General features: G+C 53.4%; 17 protein-coding genes. 16 read left to right on the top strand and 1 reads right to left on the bottom strand.

Annotation, left to right across the window (positions count from 1 at the left end; all coding sequences use genetic code 11):
* Positions 1 to 101: 101 nt before the first annotated feature.
* Positions 102 to 302 carry a hypothetical protein gene (locus tag BMX45_RS29885; protein ID WP_006207422.1) on the bottom strand — a complete coding sequence of 67 codons (201 nt, stop codon included), beginning with the start codon at positions 300 to 302 and terminating at the stop codon, positions 102 to 104.
* Between the two features lie 107 nt (positions 303 to 409).
* Here BMX45_RS29885 and pth point away from each other — a divergent pair, with 107 nt between their 5' ends.
* From pth to BMX45_RS29965, 16 genes are all read left to right on the top strand, one after another.
* On the top strand, positions 410 to 973 hold the full coding sequence (pth, locus tag BMX45_RS29890; RefSeq protein WP_012818314.1) for an aminoacyl-tRNA hydrolase: 564 nt from the start codon (positions 410 to 412) through the stop codon (positions 971 to 973).
* Positions 974 to 1,113: 140 nt separating this feature from the next.
* Positions 1,114 to 1,344: an anti-sigma-F factor Fin family protein gene (locus tag BMX45_RS29895; RefSeq protein ID WP_009591947.1), complete on the top strand. Its 231-nt coding sequence runs from the start codon at positions 1,114 to 1,116 to the stop codon at positions 1,342 to 1,344.
* A 185-nt stretch (positions 1,345 to 1,529) separates the two neighbouring features.
* Positions 1,530 to 5,057, top strand: coding sequence for a transcription-repair coupling factor (mfd, locus tag BMX45_RS29900; protein WP_090914300.1), 3,528 nt, complete (start codon positions 1,530 to 1,532; stop codon positions 5,055 to 5,057).
* The gene (locus BMX45_RS29905; RefSeq protein WP_090914302.1) at positions 5,041 to 6,126 is read left to right on the top strand and encodes a peptidylprolyl isomerase; all 1,086 of its coding nucleotides are present in this window, start codon (positions 5,041 to 5,043) and stop codon (positions 6,124 to 6,126) included. Before mfd ends, BMX45_RS29905 begins: the two co-directional genes overlap by 17 nt.
* Positions 6,127 to 6,459: 333 nt before the next feature.
* Positions 6,460 to 7,002 (top strand): stage V sporulation protein T, encoded by a 543-nt coding sequence (gene spoVT, locus BMX45_RS29910; RefSeq protein WP_009591908.1) that lies wholly within the window; start codon positions 6,460 to 6,462, stop codon positions 7,000 to 7,002.
* Positions 7,003 to 7,200: 198 nt separating this feature from the next.
* Positions 7,201 to 8,880, top strand: a complete 1,680-nt coding sequence (locus BMX45_RS29915; RefSeq protein WP_090914346.1) for a putative polysaccharide biosynthesis protein — start codon at positions 7,201 to 7,203, stop codon at positions 8,878 to 8,880.
* 93 nt (positions 8,881 to 8,973) lie between these two features.
* A complete protein-coding gene (gene mazG, locus BMX45_RS29920) occupies positions 8,974 to 10,491 on the top strand; it encodes a bifunctional methyltransferase/pyrophosphohydrolase YabN (RefSeq protein ID WP_090914304.1) in 1,518 nt (505 codons plus the stop codon).
* 166 nt (positions 10,492 to 10,657) lie between these two features.
* Positions 10,658 to 10,930, top strand: coding sequence for an HU family DNA-binding protein (locus tag BMX45_RS29925; RefSeq protein WP_009591918.1), 273 nt, complete (start codon positions 10,658 to 10,660; stop codon positions 10,928 to 10,930).
* On the top strand, positions 10,930 to 11,208 hold the full coding sequence (locus BMX45_RS29930; protein ID WP_009591909.1) for an RNA-binding S4 domain-containing protein: 279 nt from the start codon (positions 10,930 to 10,932) through the stop codon (positions 11,206 to 11,208). The genes BMX45_RS29925 and BMX45_RS29930 overlap by 1 nt, the downstream gene beginning before the upstream one ends.
* Positions 11,209 to 11,427: 219 nt before the next feature.
* Positions 11,428 to 11,709, top strand: a complete 282-nt coding sequence (yabP, locus tag BMX45_RS29935) for a sporulation protein YabP (RefSeq protein WP_090914307.1) — start codon at positions 11,428 to 11,430, stop codon at positions 11,707 to 11,709.
* A complete protein-coding gene (gene yabQ / locus BMX45_RS29940) occupies positions 11,706 to 12,275 on the top strand; it encodes a spore cortex biosynthesis protein YabQ (RefSeq protein WP_009591929.1) in 570 nt (189 codons plus the stop codon). Before yabP ends, yabQ begins: the two co-directional genes overlap by 4 nt.
* An 11-nt stretch (positions 12,276 to 12,286) precedes the next feature.
* On the top strand, positions 12,287 to 12,637 hold the full coding sequence (locus BMX45_RS29945; RefSeq protein WP_090914309.1) for an FtsB family cell division protein: 351 nt from the start codon (positions 12,287 to 12,289) through the stop codon (positions 12,635 to 12,637).
* 114 nt (positions 12,638 to 12,751) lie between these two features.
* Positions 12,752 to 13,240, top strand: a complete 489-nt coding sequence (locus BMX45_RS29950; RefSeq protein WP_009591896.1) for a S1 domain-containing RNA-binding protein — start codon at positions 12,752 to 12,754, stop codon at positions 13,238 to 13,240.
* 345 nt (positions 13,241 to 13,585) lie between these two features.
* Complete coding sequence (gene spoIIE, locus BMX45_RS29955) at positions 13,586 to 16,096, top strand: stage II sporulation protein E (RefSeq protein WP_090914311.1); 2,511 nt, start codon at positions 13,586 to 13,588, stop codon at positions 16,094 to 16,096.
* A 165-nt stretch (positions 16,097 to 16,261) separates the two neighbouring features.
* Positions 16,262 to 17,002, top strand: coding sequence for a vWA domain-containing protein (locus BMX45_RS29960; RefSeq protein WP_090914313.1), 741 nt, complete (start codon positions 16,262 to 16,264; stop codon positions 17,000 to 17,002).
* Complete coding sequence (locus BMX45_RS29965; RefSeq protein WP_009591904.1) at positions 16,986 to 17,906, top strand: serine/threonine protein kinase; 921 nt, start codon at positions 16,986 to 16,988, stop codon at positions 17,904 to 17,906. The genes BMX45_RS29960 and BMX45_RS29965 overlap by 17 nt, the downstream gene beginning before the upstream one ends.
* Positions 17,907 to 18,067: the final 161 nt, after the last annotated feature.

Genomic DNA, 18,067 nt, shown 5'->3' on the forward strand with positions numbered 1-18,067 from the left:
TATGACGGCATTATGGCCCTGTAGCAGGTGCAGATGGACAGTCACCAAGAAAACGTTTTCAAAATCATGACCTGCCAATGTCAGGGCGACGTCATCCCCTGTCAGTATCCGGGCCTGGAGATGAAAGTGAACGTACTCCGGTTGTACAGCGTTCCCTCAAGCTCGACAAAATAGGCGTCGACCGCAGTGATCAGACCCACGTCGATGTGACAACCGAGTTCATAGACCTGAACAGGGATGCCGTGCTTCATATGGTATTGAAAATGGCTGTGATGCGTTAATTTCTGTTCGAAAGCTTTCAATGCCGATTCACCTTCTTATGAGGGCATAACGCCAATAGGTTTTGTTCATATTGTACTCAGAAATGCGCAAAGAAGAAAGTATAAATCGTGAAAGGAATCAACCTGTGATGAAATGGATTGTCGGACTGGGCAACCCCGGTCCCAATTATGAGAAGACACGCCACAATGTTGGATTCATGGCATTGGATGCCCTCGCGGAGCGCCATGGCCTGAAGTTCAATCAGAATAAATGCAAATCGGTCATCGCCGAAGGAATGATTGGAGGAACCAAAACCGTCCTGATCAAACCGATGACGTTCATGAATCTTTCGGGCGAGGCTGTGCGTGCTTATATGGATTATTATAAGGTGAGCCTGGAAGACATGATTGTGGTTTATGATGATTTGGATACCGTCGTCGGTAAAATCCGCCTGCGGTATCAGGGCAGCGCCGGAGGACATAACGGCATCAAGTCCATCATTCAGCATACCGGGACCCAGAGCTTCAACCGGGTCCGAATGGGCATTTCGAGACCCGAGCCGGGTTATGCGATTGTCGACTACGTGCTCGGGACGTTCCCGAAGAAGGAGCGCGAACAGTTGCAGCACATGGTGGAAGAGACCTGTGACGCACTGGAATTCAGTTTGGGTCATACCTTTGAGCAGACTATGGCGAAGTTTAACAAGTCGTAGAAGAGCAACATAGATGAGGAACATAGATGAAGGATCCCCGTAAGATGACTCCAAGGTATTCGATAATGGGGATATCCGGGTCTTAAACAAGGGAAATCCGGGCATACTGAAGGTAATATACGACCTTCAGGAGGCATATGATGGCGATAACCTATGTTTGCAGACATTGTCGAGCGTTCCAGGGCCGCATCGATTCCCATGATGTATCCGAAGCCCGTCTCGGATTTGATTCCTTGACCCCTGAGGAACGCAGGGATATAATAGCGTATGATTTTAACGGAGAAGTGATGGTTCGGGTAACCTGCGATCATTGCAGAGAAGCGCTCGAGGCCCATCCGGAACTCAGCCTTTTGGCAAACCCCCTGCAATGAGAGTATAATGGGGTACACGACGTTTTTTCGTAGATGACATACAGCGGCAGAGCCTGCCGCTGCTTTAGCCTTGGCAGTTTTGCTCAAGGCTTCTTTTCGGTTATAATTTTTCGGCAATCGTCTAAAATTCCATGAGAAATAGAGTCTAGGAAATTCATTTCTTTTGCATAAGAGAGGTGCCCCTTTTGTTACAAGCACTTATTGATGTATTTTCGAAGGATTCGGACTTCAAATCCATAACGTCTGGCGTTCATGCCGGCATGAGGGAGCAATTGATCTCTGGTCTATCCGGGTCGTCCAGGCAGATCTTAATGGCTGCCCTGCACCAGGACCAGCAGCGCCCGCTGCTCGTGGTCACTCATAATATGTTTTCAGCCCAGAAAATCGCAGATGATTTGCAGGAAGCGCTGTCATCGGATCAAGTGCTGTTATACCCTGCGAATGAACTGGTGGCGGCGGAGTCGGCCGTTTCAAGCCCCGAGACTCTGGCGCAGCGGATCGATGTGCTCGTCCGTTGTGCAAGAGGATTCCGGGGTATTGTCGTTGCGCCATTTTCCGGCGTGCGTCGCCTTCTTCCCGCTCCCGAGGTGATGTCCGCTGCCCGAATCGTGCTTCACGACGGCGGGACCCTCGTGTTGGACGCCTTCCTCAACCGGATGATCGAGATGGGGTACGAACGCGTGGAACGGGTAGAGCGCCGCGGCGAGATGAGCGTCCGCGGGGGGATCATCGACTTCTACCCGATGACAACGGCCATGGCGTACCGCGTCGAGCTGTTTGATGAGGATATCGACTCGATCCGAACCTTTGATCCGACGGATCAGCGCTCCATCGATAAGGTCCGGGAGGTCATGATCACACCGTGCAAGGAAATCATTGCAGATGCGGAGCGGCTCAGCCGCACGGCGGATACGGTGGTCCGCTTGCTGGAGGCGCAGCTTGAACGCATGAGCGACCGTCAGGCCAAGCTCCGCCTGCGGGATGAAATACACCGGGAAGTCGAAATGCTGCGCGAGCGGATCTACTTCCCTGAAATCTATAAATATATCTCCTTGTTGTATCCGGAGAAGACCAATCTGTACGATTACATGCCGAAGGATACGATTCTGATCATGGATGAGCCTGCCCGTCTGCTGGAAACAGCCAAGCAGCTGGAGCGGGATGAAGCGGAATGGAATTTGCATCTGATGCAAAACGGCAAATCGCTGCCGGATCTGCCGTTGTCCCTGGATACGGAGGAGCTGATCTATCAGCATCCTTACCAGAGTCTGATGATCTCCATCTTCCTGCGCCAGGTGCCCAGAATGCAGCCGCAGAATATCGTCAATGTCATTACGCGCGGCATGCAGGATTTCCACGGCCAGATGAACGTGCTCAAGGCCGAGATGGAACGCTGGAAGAAGTCGGGCGTCCAGGTCATGATGCTTGCCGGCGATGCGGAGCGGATGGACCGGATCCGGCGGGTTCTGCAGGACTACGGCATCGAAGAACCGGTTATGCTGGAAGGCCATCTCCAGAACGGCTTCGAGATGCCCTCGGTTCACGCAGCCATTATTACGGAGAGCGAGATGTTCTCCTCGAAGCAGCGAAAAACACGTAAAACCACGAAGAATATGGACAACGCCGAGCGCATCAAGAGTTATACGGAGCTCAAGGTCGGCGATTATGTGGTGCATCAAAATCACGGCATCGGGAAATATATGGGGATCGGGACGCTCGAAATCAACGGGATCCATAAGGACTACATGCATATTCTCTACGCTGGGGGCGATAAGCTGTCCGTTCCGATCGAGCAGATCGATCTCATCCAGAAATATGTCGGTTCCGAGGATAAGGAGCCAAAGGTTTACAAGCTGGGCGGAAATGAATGGACGCGGGTCAAGAACAAGGTTCGTTCCTCCGTTCAGGATATCGCCGACGATCTGATCAAGCTGTATGCCGAGCGTCAGTCTGCGCCGGGGTACGGATTTGAGAAGGATACGTCCGAACAGCAGGAATTCGAGGACATGTTCCCATATGATGAAACCCCCGATCAGCTTCGGGCCATTACCGAAATCAAAAAAGACATGGAGCAGAACCGGCCGATGGACCGGCTGTTGTGCGGTGATGTCGGTTACGGGAAAACGGAAGTGGCGGTTCGCGCTGCATTCAAGGCGGCGATCGAAGGCAAGCAGGTTGCGGTACTGGTACCGACCACGATACTGGCCCAGCAGCATTACGAGACGTTCCGGGAGCGCTTCGCCAATTACCCGATCAATATCCAGGTGTTGAGCCGTTTCCGCAGCCGGAAGGAACAGAATGAGACAATCAAAAAAGTGAAGCAGGGCTCAGTCGATATTCTGATCGGCACGCACCGACTCCTATCCCAGGATATTGTGTTCAAGGATCTGGGGCTGCTGATCGTGGATGAGGAGCAGCGCTTTGGCGTTACGCATAAGGAAAAATTGAAAAAGCTGAAGACCAATGTCGACGTGCTGACGCTGACGGCAACGCCGATTCCGCGCACGCTGCATATGTCGATGCTCGGCGTTCGGGATTTGTCCGTGATCGAGACGCCGCCGGAGAACCGTTTTCCGGTGCAGACGTATGTCGTGGAGCATAGCCAGACTTTGGTGCGGGAAGCCATTGAACGGGAGCTGGCCCGAGGTGGCCAGGTATACTATCTCTACAATCGGGTTCAGGGCATCCAGGAGATGGCAGCTCAGATATCGATGCTGGTGCCGGAGGCCCGCGTAGGCGTAGGGCATGGCCAAATGTCGGAAACGGAGCTGGAGAAGACCATTCTCGATTTCCTGGACGGCGAATACGACGTATTGGTGAGCACGAGCATTATCGAGACGGGTGTCGACATTCCGAATGTCAACACGCTTATCGTGCACGACGCCGACAAAATGGGCCTCTCCCAGCTGTACCAGCTGCGCGGACGCGTCGGACGTTCCAACCGGATCGCGTATGCTTATTTCACGTACCAGCGGGATAAGGTGCTGACCGAAGTAGCCGAGAAGCGGCTGCAGTCGATTAAAGAGTTTACGGAGCTGGGCTCCGGATTCAAGATTGCGATGCGGGACTTGTCGATCCGCGGAGCGGGCAACTTGCTCGGGGCGGAGCAGCATGGCTTCATCGCTTCGGTCGGGTTTGACCTGTATTCGCAGATGCTGGCAGAGGAGATTCAGAAACGCAAAGTCAGCATGCTGGGCGAGCCTTCATTGCCTTCGAAGGACTGGAACACGTCCATCGATTTGGGGATTGACGCTTACCTGCCGTCCGATTACATCTATGACAGCATTCAGAAGATCGAAATTTATAAAAAAGTGGCCGTCGTTTCCTCGATCGACGAATCGGCTGAGCTTGAGGACGAGCTGCTTGACCGCTTTGGCGAGCTGCCGCTGGCGGTAAGCAACCTGCTTGCCGTATCCCGTTTGAAGGTATATGGCCGTACGTACGGGATCGATTCCATTACCCAGCGCGGGGACGACGTTCTGCTGCAGTTTTATGAAGGGCAGGATAAAGCGGTGGATACCGCAGGGCTTGCGCAAATTGGAAATAAGTTCGAAAGACGTGTACAATTTGAACAAGGGCCGGCTATGGCCATTCGAATCAAAGGCAAGGGACTATCCGATCAACAACTGTTAGAATTGCTTGAGCAATTCCTGGAGGCTGCACAAGGGCCATTCAACCTGAAGGGAGAACTACAAAATGCCGTCAAGAAATAATAAGGCATGGAAGACGTTTATTGTATCGATCACAGCTGTACTATCCATGTCGATGATCGCTGCGTGCGGAAACGACAAGACTAAAGGTGCCGAAGAAGATAACAGCAAAGTCATTGTCAAATATAAGGGTGGAGAAATTACCGAGAAGGAATTTGACCTGGAACAGCGCATGATTCAGTTCATGTCCCCGGAATATGCCCAATTTTTGCAAATGGATGAATTTAAGGAGTATTTGGCGAAACAGGGGGTAGCGTATGAATACCTGTACGCCAAAGCTGACGATAAAGCCAAGAAAGCTGCCGAGAAGCAAACGGATGATTTGTTAAAGCAGCAAAAAGCGGGAATGGGCGAAGAACAGTTTAAAGCCGCCCTGGAATCGCAAAAATTGACGGAGGACGACCTGAAGAATTATATGCTTCGCGTCATGACCGTCATGGAGCATGAGAAGAATCAGGTAACCGAAGAGGATATCAAGAAGGAATTCGATGCGAACAAGAAGGACTATACCAACATTAGCGTTCGTCATGTCCTGATTGCTTTTCAAGATGCCGAAGGCAAGGAGAGACCGGAGGGCGAGGCGCTCAAAATTGCCAAGGAAGTACAGTCCAAGCTGAATAAAGGGGAGGATTTTGCTGCTTTGGCGAAGGAATATTCCCAGGACCCGCGCTCCAAGGACAGCGGGGGCCTGTATGAGAACAAGCCGGCCGGCAGCTGGGTGCCTCAATTTAAGGAAAAGGCCTTAACGCTCGAACTGAACAAAATCAGCGATCCGGTAGAAACCGATTACGGCTACCATGTCATGAAAGTGGAGAAGCGCGAGGAAGTGACGTATGACAAGCTTCCAGCCGATCAGAAGGAAAGCATTCGGAGCGAACTGGCTTCGGCGAAGATCGACAACTTTATGCAGAATGAACTCAACAACCTGATTGAGAGCATGAACCTTCCGAAGAGCGAGAATGCGGACAAGCCTGCCGAAGGCACGGGCGACCAAAAGACGGACGGCACGACCGACAAACCGGCAGAGGGCGACCAAACACCGGATGCAGGCAAGGAAGATACGGGTAAATAGGCCCGTGGCCCGTGGACCGGCATCGGCACAAGGATATTGTGCTGCGAGCGGTGCCAGATCAACGGCCAGCGTGATGATGAAATGGCGTGATCCTTTGAATCCATAACGTGCGATGCGCGCGTTATGGATTTTTTCTCCCCCGGGCGGTGAAGTTTGCTCCTGACGAGATTTATTTTTGGATTTCGCAACCAACAGAGGGTAGATGATGTATAAGGAATTGGGAATGGATGAATACTATGGTCAGACATTAACTCTTATATACCTGGGGACATCCTCTTCCCGAATGGAACAGTAGTTGAAAAATCTTCTTATGAAAGTGGGGCAACAAGTGACATGAAAGCTACTGGTATCGTCCGCCGTATTGATGACCTCGGGCGCGTGGTCATTCCAAAAGAAATTAGACGCACACTGCGGATTCGCGAAGGCGACCCGCTCGAAATCTTCGTGGACCGGGATGGCGAAGTCATTCTGAAGAAATATTCACCGATCGGTGAATTGGGCGATTTTGCGAAGGAATATGCAGAGTCCCTTTATGAGAGTACAGGCCACATCACGATCATATCGGACCGTGATACGTTTATCGCCGTTGCAGGCGGCTCCAAGAAGGAGTATTTGGACAAGCCGATCGGCAACCTTTTGGAAAACTGCATGGAAAATCGCAAGACGGTACTGGAAAGCAACAACGGTACGTATGAGATCAGCAAAGACAATCCGGAAGCGTTGTCCGCTTTTGTCGCTGCGCCTATCATTGCAGGAGGAGACCCGATTGGCAGCGTCGTGCTGCTGAACAAGGACGAATCCGTGAACATGGGCGAGATGGAAGTGAAAATGGCTGAAACGGCCGCAGGTTTCCTCGGCAAGCAAATGGAACAGTAGACGAGGACATCGTTCCTTGGATGGAGACTCCCGCTGAACGTTGATCACAGGGTCAATCGGCAGCCGGGAGTTTTTGTTTGTCCGGTCGATTTTTGTGCCACTCTCCCACCCTTGGTTATAATGGAGGTACGCATGGCAGCGTCTGCATGAGGATTGGCTTGCGATGCGAAAGAAGAGACTAGGGGATTGGAAGAGGATATGAAACCAGATCAAACCGGGGCAAGGTTGCTGCAGGGAGCGTTTATCCTCAGCGCAGCCGCCATTCTGTCCAAGCTGATTGGCACGCTGCAAAAAATACCGCTGCAAAACATGGGCGGTGATGCCGTCTTTGGTATCTACAACACGGTTTATCCGTTCTATATGATGATCATTACGATCGCGGCGGTCGGCTTTCCCGCGGCCGTATCCAAGTATGTGGCAGAGTATGAGGCGGAAGGGCGCACTGGGGACGGTCATCGGCTGTTGCGTTTGTCCTCCGCCGCGCTGGTGCTGTTCGGTCTGATTCTCGGTTTCCTGATGTACGCCTGCGCTCCGTGGATCGGGAAGTGGATCGGCAGCAGCCAGGTAATACCGGCTCTCCGCGCAGGAGCTTTGGCGCTGGCCTTCGTGCCCTGGATGTCGGTTCTGCGCGGTTACTTTCAGGGGCTGCATAATATGGTGCCGACGGCCGTCTCCCAGATTACAGAGCAGATGGTCCGCGTCGGGGTCATGATCGTGCTGCTGCTCTACCTGATCCGTGTCGGCGCCGATGCCGACGTGATTGCGGCGGGGGCGCTGCTTGGATCTGCTGCCGGCGGTGCCGCCGGGCTTTTGGTGATGGGGCTCTACTGGCGCAAGCATATCCGGGCATCTCGGAGCGCCTCGCGGGGAGCAGCAAGGCACGAATTCGGAGAGTCCGGTATGAACAAAACGGAGATGCATGCCGATGTAACTAAAGAGGGAGCAGGTGTTCTGCTTGGCCGCTTGCTTGCTTATGGCATCCCGGTCTGCCTCAGTCTGCTGGCGGTTCCGCTGATCGGACTGGTGGACACCTTCACCGTGCCCCGGTTATTGACGTCCGGCGGACTTGGCGAATCGCTGGCCATGGCGGAGTTTGGGGTCTATAACCGCGGCCTGCCGCTCGTCCAGCTGGTTACGATGCTGGCCGCTTCCTTGTCTGTGCTGTTCATCCCTGCGCTGGCGGAAGCCAAGTTCAAGGGAGAATCGGACCGGGTCGCAAGCCAAAGCCGCATGGCCCTTCGCTGGTTCTGGCTGATCGGCATGACGGCCTCCGTAGGCCTGGCTGTGCTCGCTGAGCCGATCAATATCATGCTGTATGAAGATACCGCAGGTACAGGCACGATGCAGGTGATTGCCTTTACAGCGGCCGGGGGGACGCTGAGCACGATTACGGCAGCGCTGCTCCAGGGCATCGGCATGGTCAAGGGGCCGGCGATTCACCTGCTGGCTGCGGCAGGTCTGAAGCTGCTGCTCAACCTGCTGCTGGTGCCGCAGTTCGGCATTACCGGCGCGGCCATCGCCGGCGTGGCTGCGCATCTGACCGCCGCCGCGCTCAACCTCGCGCTGCTCTCGCGAAGGGCCGGCGCCCGCCTTGACGCCGGCGGGATGCTGGCGAGGACGCTGCCGGTCCTCGCTGCGGTGGCGCTGGCCGCCTGGGGCGCAGGTGCCGCGTCCGGCGGCCTTCTGGGGGCGGCCGGCTTCGCTCCGGGCCGCCTGACCCACGCGGCCCGGAGCCTGAGCGGCGTCGCGGCCGGCTGCGGCGCCTTCCTCATCGGCGCCGTGCTCACGAAGCTCCTCACCGAGGAGGAGCTTCGGATGCTGCCGAAGGTCGGAAGACCGCTGGCAGCCTTCTTGCGGGCCCTGGGCGTGCTGCGCTGAACCGGGCAGACGTGCAGATGTTTGATCTTCTGTGATATAGTAGTGTACGATAACGACGTCGACAAGGCGGACGAAGACGAAAGGAAGTAGCTTATGAGTGCATCCATTACGGTGGTCGGCTTGGGTTCTGGCAATCCGGATCGATTGACGATAGGCATCATCAAAACCATGCAGCGGGCATCGAAGGTGTATGTGCGCACATTATCCCACCCCGTCATGGCTGCGTTGAAGGAGTTCCAGGTACAGCCGGAATCGTTTGACCATGTGTATGAAGCGCATGACACCTTTCCCGAGGTGTACGAATCCATTGCAGCCGCTCTAATCAATTTGGCCAAAGCCGCGAAGGACGACGAGCGCGAGATCGTCTACGCGGTACCCGGGCATCCGATGGTAGCGGAGGCAACGGTCCGGCTATTGCGCGAGCGCTGCCCCGGAGAGAATGTGACGCTTACGGTGCTCGGCGGCGAGAGCTTTCTGGACGAGGCCTTCGTCCGCCTTGGCTTCGATCCCATTGAGGGCTTCCAGCTGCTCGATGCCGCTGAGCTTCGGGCAAGCGTCATCCAGCCGCAGCTGCATACCCTGATCGGCCAGGTGTATGACATGTTTACGGCTTCGGAAGTGAAACTGGCGCTGATGGAGCTGTATCCGGACGATTATCCGGTCATTGTCGGCCATGCGCTGGGCGTTGAGGGCGAGGAAGCGATCCAGCAAGTGCCGCTCTTCGAGCTCGATCGCATCGACGGCTACGGCAATTTGTCGCTGATCTATGTACCCCGAAGCGATGACAGCAATCTGAGGCAGCGGACGTTTGCGAGGCTTCATGAGATCGTTGGCATTCTCCGCAGTCCCGAAGGCTGTCCGTGGGACCGCGAGCAGACCCACGAATCCATCCGCAAAAATCTGATCGAAGAAACCTACGAGGTATTGGAGACGATTGACGAGGATGACCCCGAGCATATGCAGGAGGAACTCGGCGACCTGCTCCTGCAGATTATGCTGCATTCCCAATTGGAAGAAGAGCTGGGTACCTTCACGGTGTATGACGTCATTCAAGCCCTCAATGACAAGCTGATCTTCCGCCACCCGCATGTTTTTGGCGAGAGCAGCGCCAAAGACGCGGAATCCGCCCTGCAGAACTGGGAACAGATGAAGGCGGAAGAGAAACGGCGCAAGGGGCTCTCCCCGGAAAAAGCTTCGGCGCTGGACGGCATCCCGCGGGACCTTCCTGCCTTGATGAAGGCGTACAAGCTCCAGAAGAAGGCGTCCAAGGTGGGCTTCGATTGGGATAACATCGACGGCGTATTCCAGAAGATTGAGGAGGAGCTCGGTGAGCTGCGACAAGCAGTGACGGAGGGTCAGTCCGACGAGGATACGGCGCTTGAGCTCGGCGATCTATTGTTCGCGGTTTCCAATGCGGCAAGATTCATCGGCACGGATCCGGAAGAAGCGCTTTCGAGAACGAACCGGAAGTTTATCCGTCGCTTCAGCTACATAGAGGAGCAGCTTGCCGCCCAGGGCAAAACCCTGCAGGAAAGCACCTTGGACGAAATGGAAGCCCTGTGGCAGTCAGCCAAATCGGGATCAGCGCATCACGGCGGTATCGAAGAGTGAAAAAACGCATCTTTTCACGTAAAAAATAAAAAAATAGGGATATGCGGCAGGAATTCCGCAAGGCATCCAGAATAATCATTAATGGTGAAATCTTGCAGAGTGCAAGGCGGTATAACCGAATAACCGTAAATCTTATATTTTTCTGATAATTGGGAGGATTTAATTCATGAACAAAACAGATCTGATCAACAACATTTCCGGTAAAAGTGGATTGACTAAAAAAGACGTAGAGAACGTCCTGAACGGTTTCCTTGGCGAAATCACGGAAGCTTTGGCTAATGGCGATAAAGTTCAATTGATCGGCTTCGGTACATTCGAAACTCGCAAGCGCGCTGGACGCACAGGCCGCAACCCGCAAACAGGCAACACGATCGAAATTCCAGAATCCAACGTTCCTGCGTTCAAGGCAGGTAACAAGCTTAAAGAAGCTGTAAAATAATGCGTGTCGATAAATTCCTGAAAGTATCGAGGTTAATCAAGCGGCGTACCGTAGCGAAAGATGTATCGGATCAAGGCCGGGTGCTGATCAACGGCCGCGAGGCCAAGCCGAGCAGCACGGTTAAAGTGGGCGATGAGATCACCGTCCAGTTTGGCCAGAAGCTGGTGACCGTCCGGGTCGAGCGTCTTACCGAGACAACCCGTAAAGATGAGGCGACCAGCCTCTATACCTTGGTCAAGGAAGAACCGATCGTTAAAGATCGCGGATTGGACTGGTAAACAGCCCGAGCCGTTCCATGAAACGTCCCTCTCACCATAAGGTGGGGGGGACGTTTCTGTTTTCATCCTGGCGTGTATATATGTACGGGAGACCCGGGCTCCCGTTCGTTTATGAAGCATCCCGGCTGCTTTCCGATCTTTCATGAAGGTGTGCGCCTCTTCCGGTTCTAAAGACAGGCACCTCCCCATAAGCTATTGTTAAAAGGAGGGGTACATGCCATGATCGACCAAGGGAAGGGCAAGTTTCATGATCTGCGGATGCAGAACCGGAAGCTGCTGGACATTACGGGTGTCCAAAACGTGGAGAGCTTTGACAGCGAAGAATTCCTGCTTCAGACCGAGCTTGGGCATCTCACCATTCGGGGGCAAAATTTACATATTAAAAATCTCAGCCTGGAAGAGGGGCTTTTGTCGATTGAAGGTCAGGTGCACTCCCTGATGTATTTGAATCCCGGTTCGCAGACCAAGAACAAGAGTCTGCTGGGCAAGCTGTTTAAATGAATCCCAGCGTACAATGGATCACGCTGCTCTGGATGCTCTTCTCCGGAGCAGCGATGGGAGTCGCCTTCGACAGCTACCGGGTGCTGGCAGGGCAGCTCCGTTTCCCGCAATGGTCCAAGCATGCCCTGGACTTCCTTTACTGGATTGCGGCAGCCTTCTTCATTTTTCGCATGTTATACATGACCAATGACGGGCAGCTACGCTTTTATGTGTTTGTGGGGCTATTTATAGGGGTTTGGATCTATTTTTTATTATGGAGTGTCATAACCCAGCGTTTTGTGGTAATGTTAATTCAAGTGACAAAAGGCTTGCTGTCCTTTTTGTACAAGCTGTTCCGTATGCTATTATGGAATCCGATCAAAGGAATCCTGATGCTGGGCTTAGGGCTGTTAAGGTTTCTATGGAAGTTTCTCCTGTCGCTGTTGCGTTTAATCCTTAAATGCCTCATGCCTTTTTGGCGACTCCTGAAATGGATGCTAAGACCGATCACATCCAGGGTCAGGCTACCGGCATGGAGCAGGCAATTAGCGGACAAGGTTATCAAGGCGTGGAAGCGCTGGTTTTAGGAGGTATGGTCATGGGAAGATTTGCTGATCCATCGAAGCAGGCTCCCCAACAAACCAAGACAAAGAACAAAGGCGCCCGCCGGCGTAAGAGAATGTTTGTGGCGATGATGGCGCTGTTTTTGATCTGGACAGGATCAACGCTCTGGTCCCAGAATGACCGCATCCGTAATCAGAACGAAGCGCTAGCTCAGAAGCAAGAGGATTATAAGTCCGTTGAACAGTCGCTCATCCAGATTACTCACGAAGTGGAGCGATTGAAGGACCCAGAATATATCGGGCAGATTGCCCGCAAGAAGTTCGGATTGTATCTGCCGAATGAAACGCCGATCATTCAGCCCCAAAATTCGGGCGAATCGCCGTAATTAGGCATGACAGACGTCTGTTGACCTTGTTTAGGTCATTATCGTATAATCAAATCACCGCAGCGCGATTTCTAAATCGGACTGTATATTTTTAAGGGAGGATCATTTTATTCTATGGCAATTGAAGTGGGCACCAAGTTAGAGGGCAAGGTGACAGGCATAACGCATTTTGGAGCATTTGTGGATCTGTCAGGAGGTGTCACGGGTCTCGTTCACATCTCGGAAATCGCCGACAACTACGTTAAGGATGTCAACGATCATTTGAAGATCAACGATGTCGTTACCGTGAAGGTGATTAATGTCGACAAGGACGGCAAGATCGGTCTTTCGATCAAGCAGGCTGTCGACAAGCCGGCTTCCGAAAGTCGTCCACCCCGCGCACCGAGACCGGAACGCAGTGGAGGCGGCGGAGAACGATTCGGAGGTGGCGGTGGAGGAGGATTCAACCGCGAACGCGGTGGACGCCCGTTTAAGCCTGCGGCCAACAAGCCTTCATTTGAGGATAAAATGTCACGCTTCCTGAAAGACAGTGAAGAACGAATCTCTTCGCTCAAGAAGAATACGGAAGGCAAACGCGGCGGACGCGGAGCCAAACGTATGTAATTCGATAAAATATAAACTGACCGCAGAGGGAAATTGCCTTCTGCGGTTTTTTTGTCGTTGCATCCAAGGGTACGACAGGTTCCTACGCATTTTACGGCGCCAACCTGCGGAATGAACGCGGGATGGCCGCCTCAATTCGGGAAATGATCCGCCCGAAAGCCCCAGGCTAGACTTGCGGAAACCCGGCTGGGCGCGGGGGATGAGCGGTCGTTTCCCGAACGTTCGCAGGGCACGTTGATTTTGTCGGAAATTTCTTTGGGGCTTGTCCGGTGTTCTGACAAACTTTCCGAAACGGGGGTTTTATAATGGGACCAACAAATTCGTGAAGAATGGGGTGCCAGCGTAATGGATAAAAGAAATCTGGTGATGTTTCCGGGTACTGAGGCAGTTAAAGGGGGAGCGGGTTCCATTCGTGCCCGCGTGGCGGAACGGTTAGGGCAGCTGCCTTTCCTGCAGCGTCCCATCCACTTCCTGGCCGCAAAGAAGTGGATGATCCTGCTAACCTTCATGGGTTTTCTGCTCGGACGAGCTATGATTCTGGGGGAACTTTCTCCATTTGCAGTCGCCTATTTCGCAGTCATCGCCTTTATGCGACGCGATGTTTTGCTGCCGGTAGGCGTAGCGATCGTTGCAGGAAGTTTATTTGCGTCCTTTCCGGTGGCATGGATGGTGCCGGCAGAGATTTTGATCTTTTATTTTATGATGCGGGGCTTGGAGACATATGATCGGGCGGAATTGTCTTATGCACCGTTGATGGTATTTGTCTCCACCTTCTTTGTGAACCTGTTCAGCGTCCTCATCGGACCAAGCATTACCTGGTACTTCATGATGATGCTCACCTTGAATGCCGTGCTCAGCTTCGTGTTGACGCTAGTCTTTATCCAGGCGATTCCGGTGCTGACGCTTCGCAAAAAAACGCATGTTCTTCGTAATGAAGAAATTCTATGCATCATCATTCTGCTGGCGTCGGTCATGACAGGTGCCGTCGGCTGGACCGTTCAATCCCTGTCGGTGGAGCATGTCTTATCCCGGTATCTGATTCTGCTGTTTGCATTGGTAGGGGGTGCGCCGCTGGGCGCCTCGGTTGGCGTAGTGACGGGCCTGATCCTCAGTTTGGCCAATATATCGGCCTTCTCGCAGATGAGCCTGCTCGCCTTTTCCGGGATGCTCGCCGGTATGCTAAAGGAAGGGAAGAAGGGCGGCGTTTCGCTGGGCATGCTGCTCGGGGCAACCATTCTTTCCATCTATTTCAGCAATCCCGGAGAAGTCATGATCTCCACATGGGAAACCTGTGCGGCTATCGTGCTGTTCCTCTTGACACCGAAAAGCGTGATGCAGGCCATCGGCAAATATGTGCCGGGGACGCAGGACCATACCCGTTCTCAGCATGAATATGCCAAGCGGGTCCGGGACCTCACAGCCGATCGCGTGACCCAGTTCTCCAAGGTGTTCCGCCAGCTCTCGCAAAGTTTCGGACAAACGTCAGGGGTCATACAGCCTCCAGGCAAACAGACAGAGGAGATGAATCATTTCATGAACGCCGTGGCGGAAGGAAGCTGCGCCACCTGCTATAAACGGAATCAGTGCTGGGACATGAAGTTCTACCAGACTTATAAATATATGACCGATATGATGACCTCGATCGAGGAGAATCCCCAGATGGAAGCAGACGATCTGCCGCCGGAGTGGAGCCGGATCTGCGCCAAGAAGGAGGAGGTGCTCGGCATACTGAAGCAGCAGTATCATCTTTACCAACATGATATGCAGTGGAAACGCCAAATATACGATAGCCGCCATCTGGTAGCGGAACAATTATCCGGCGTTTCGCAGGTCATGGAGGACTTGGCTCGAGAGATTAAACGGGAAAGCCAGACGATGCACATTCAGGAGGAACAAATCAGGGAAGCGCTGCAGCAGCTGGGATTATCGATTCAAGGCATCGATATTATTAGCCTGGATTCGGGTCAGGTCGAGATTGAGATCGTGCATGCGTATACCCGCGGATATGACGAATGCAGGAAGATTATCGGACCGCTGCTGTCCGACATTCTCGGGGAGCATATCGCCGTGATGGAAGAAACCCTGACCCATCCTAGGGACGGATTGGCGACGGTGCGTTTCGGTTCGGCCAAAACATTTGAAATTATGACGGGGGTAGCGGCAGCGGCCAAGGGAGGAGATCTTTTATCAGGGGATAGTTTCAGCACGGTTGAGCTAGGCAACGGTACGTTTGCGGTAGCGCTCAGCGATGGAATGGGGAACGGGGAAAGGGCAAGGCTCGAGAGCAGCTCGGCCCTGAATATATTAGAGCAGCTGCTTCAATCCGGCATGGATGAGAAGCTGGCGATTAAATCGGTCAACTCGATCCTGATGTTGCGTTCGCCGGATGAAATCTATGCCACCGTCGATATGGCTCTCATCGATCAATACACGGCACAGACCACTTTTATGAAGATCGGTTCGACGCCAAGCTTTATCAAAAGGGGCAATGATGTCATACCGGTCTCGGCCAGCAATCTTCCCATCGGCATTATCCAGGATATCGAGGTGGATTTGGTATCCCTGCAGCTGCAGGCGGGCGATGTTCTCATTATGATGACGGACGGGATTTATGATGCGCCGGGTTATGCGGTGAACAAGGAGTTATGGATGAAACGAATGATCCAGGAAGTGAACAGTGAAGACCCTCAGGAAATAGCCGATTGCCTGCTAGAGAAGGTGATCCGCTATCAACAGAATCAAATCCATGATGATATGACGGTGGTGGTCGGGCGCGTGGATCACTTCCATCCGGAATGGTCGAACGTGCATGTTCCGGGATTCGCCCGCATGGAGCGGCCTAGAACGGTTAGCTGAGGATTTACAATATAACAAAGCGATTACCCGGGAAATGGAGGCCCGGAGCCGATCAATTCTTTTCCGCCTATTCTTCCTGATTGTCGTTTGAACTCTCTTGAATGTGGAAATGATAGAGATAGAAATCCAATCGATAGGATGGATCAGACGGGAGGCAATTTGATTATGAAACAAATCTTGCTGATTACAGACGGGTGTTCGAATGTCGGCGCTAGTCCGGTTCTGGCCGCGGCGCATGCGCTGCAGGATGGTATTGTTGTCAACGTGGTGGGGGTCCTTGATTACGGGACGATCGGTGAACTTGGGGGATTGGAAATACAGGAGATAGCCAAAGCGGGAGGAGGCATACACCGGATCGTGGGTACGCCGCAGCTTGCGCAGACGATGCAGATGATGACTCGGAAAACGGTGGTTCAGACGATCCAACAAGCGGTAAATAAGGAGATACAGCATATTTTGGGAGGCGGGACGCTGGAGGAACTTCCGCCGGACAAGCGTTCGCAAGTCGTCGAAGTGGTGGATGAGCTGGCCGAGACGTCATCCCTTCAGGTTGCACTGTTAATCGATGCAAGTGCAAGCATGAAGCCTAAGCTGGCAGCCGTTGAGGAAGCGATACGCGACCTGATGCTGAGCTTGAAAGCGCGCGCAGGCTCAAGCGAATTGTCGGTATTCCATTTTCCCGGAAAACATAGCGGCGAGGATATCGTCATGGACGTGGATTGGACCTCGGATCTTGACGGTGCCCGCGGCATGTTCAGCAAGCTGCAGATGAAGGGGGCGACGCCGACAGGACCTGCCTTGTTAAAGGTGATTGAATTTTACCGATATGGTACACTAGAAGGTAATCAATCATGGCAGGGTCGTTCCAGCCAAGAGGAAGGGATGCTCGGTGACTACGTTGTCTAACCCGGGTTATCCGCCAGGAACCGTAATTAAGGGCAAATGGCGGAACAGCCGGTACATCGTGGAACGTATGCTCGGTAAAGGGGCTAACGGCAAGGTGTATCTGGTCCACCGGGCAGGAGTGCGTGAGCGTTATGCTTTAAAAGTAGGGTATGACGCTCTGGATCTACAATCCGAAATTAATGTGCTGAATGCACTGAAAGAACAAATGACGGACCCTTATCTCGTGGAGGCGGACGATCATCATGACGGCAGCGGCGAAGTGTCCTTCTATGTCATGCGTTACATCGAGGGGAGCCCGCTGCATCATTTTATTCGCAAACGCGGCACCGAGTGGGTCGGCCTGATCGGGCTGAAGCTGCTTGAGAAGCTGTCCGTTCTGCATGCATCCGGTTATGCGTTCGGAGATTTGAAGCCGAATAATGTGATGGTTTCGGCCTACGGAAGAGTGGAACTGATCGATTACGGCGGCGTCAGCTCCTTCGGGCGCAGCGTAAAGCAGTTTACAGAATGGTACGACCGGGGATACTGGAATGCCGGGAGCCGGACCGGCGACGTATCCTATGATTTGTTCTCGTTTGCCGTGATGTGCATCGGCCTGCTGGATGAGAAGTCGCTTAAGGAGGCGTCTTGTCAGCTTCCCCAAACCCGGAGCGTTGCCGACCTGCAGCTGGTGCTGCGAAGAAACCCCGTATTCAAGCCATATGCCGTCTGGCTGAACAAGGCATTATCGGGAGAATTCGCGGATTCACGGGAAGCGCTGAACGAGTGGAGAAAACGGATATATGAAGGCTCGAGCCGAGGCGGGCGCCCAGCTCCGGGACGTACGCCGCGCTGGCTAAGGAACGCGTTTGGGTTGTCCTTGGTCATTATGGCCTGCGCCGTTTATTTCTTCTTCCGCTCATGAGTTGTTGCCTTGTTACTGGAAGTTCATAAAGGTGCGAGTTCAAAAGGTCGGTTTTCAGCACCGAAGCTTATGCTCCCGATGTGCGTTTTTTCAAAACGCTTCAGTTGGATGAAACTAGGGACGTCAGGAATGGAGCGTACGTTCTTGGTACGTGAGAACCT

This window comes from Paenibacillus sp. cl141a (assembly GCF_900109305.1).
GTDB classification, from domain to species: Bacteria; Bacillota; Bacilli; order Paenibacillales; family Paenibacillaceae; genus Paenibacillus_AQ; species Paenibacillus_AQ lautus_A.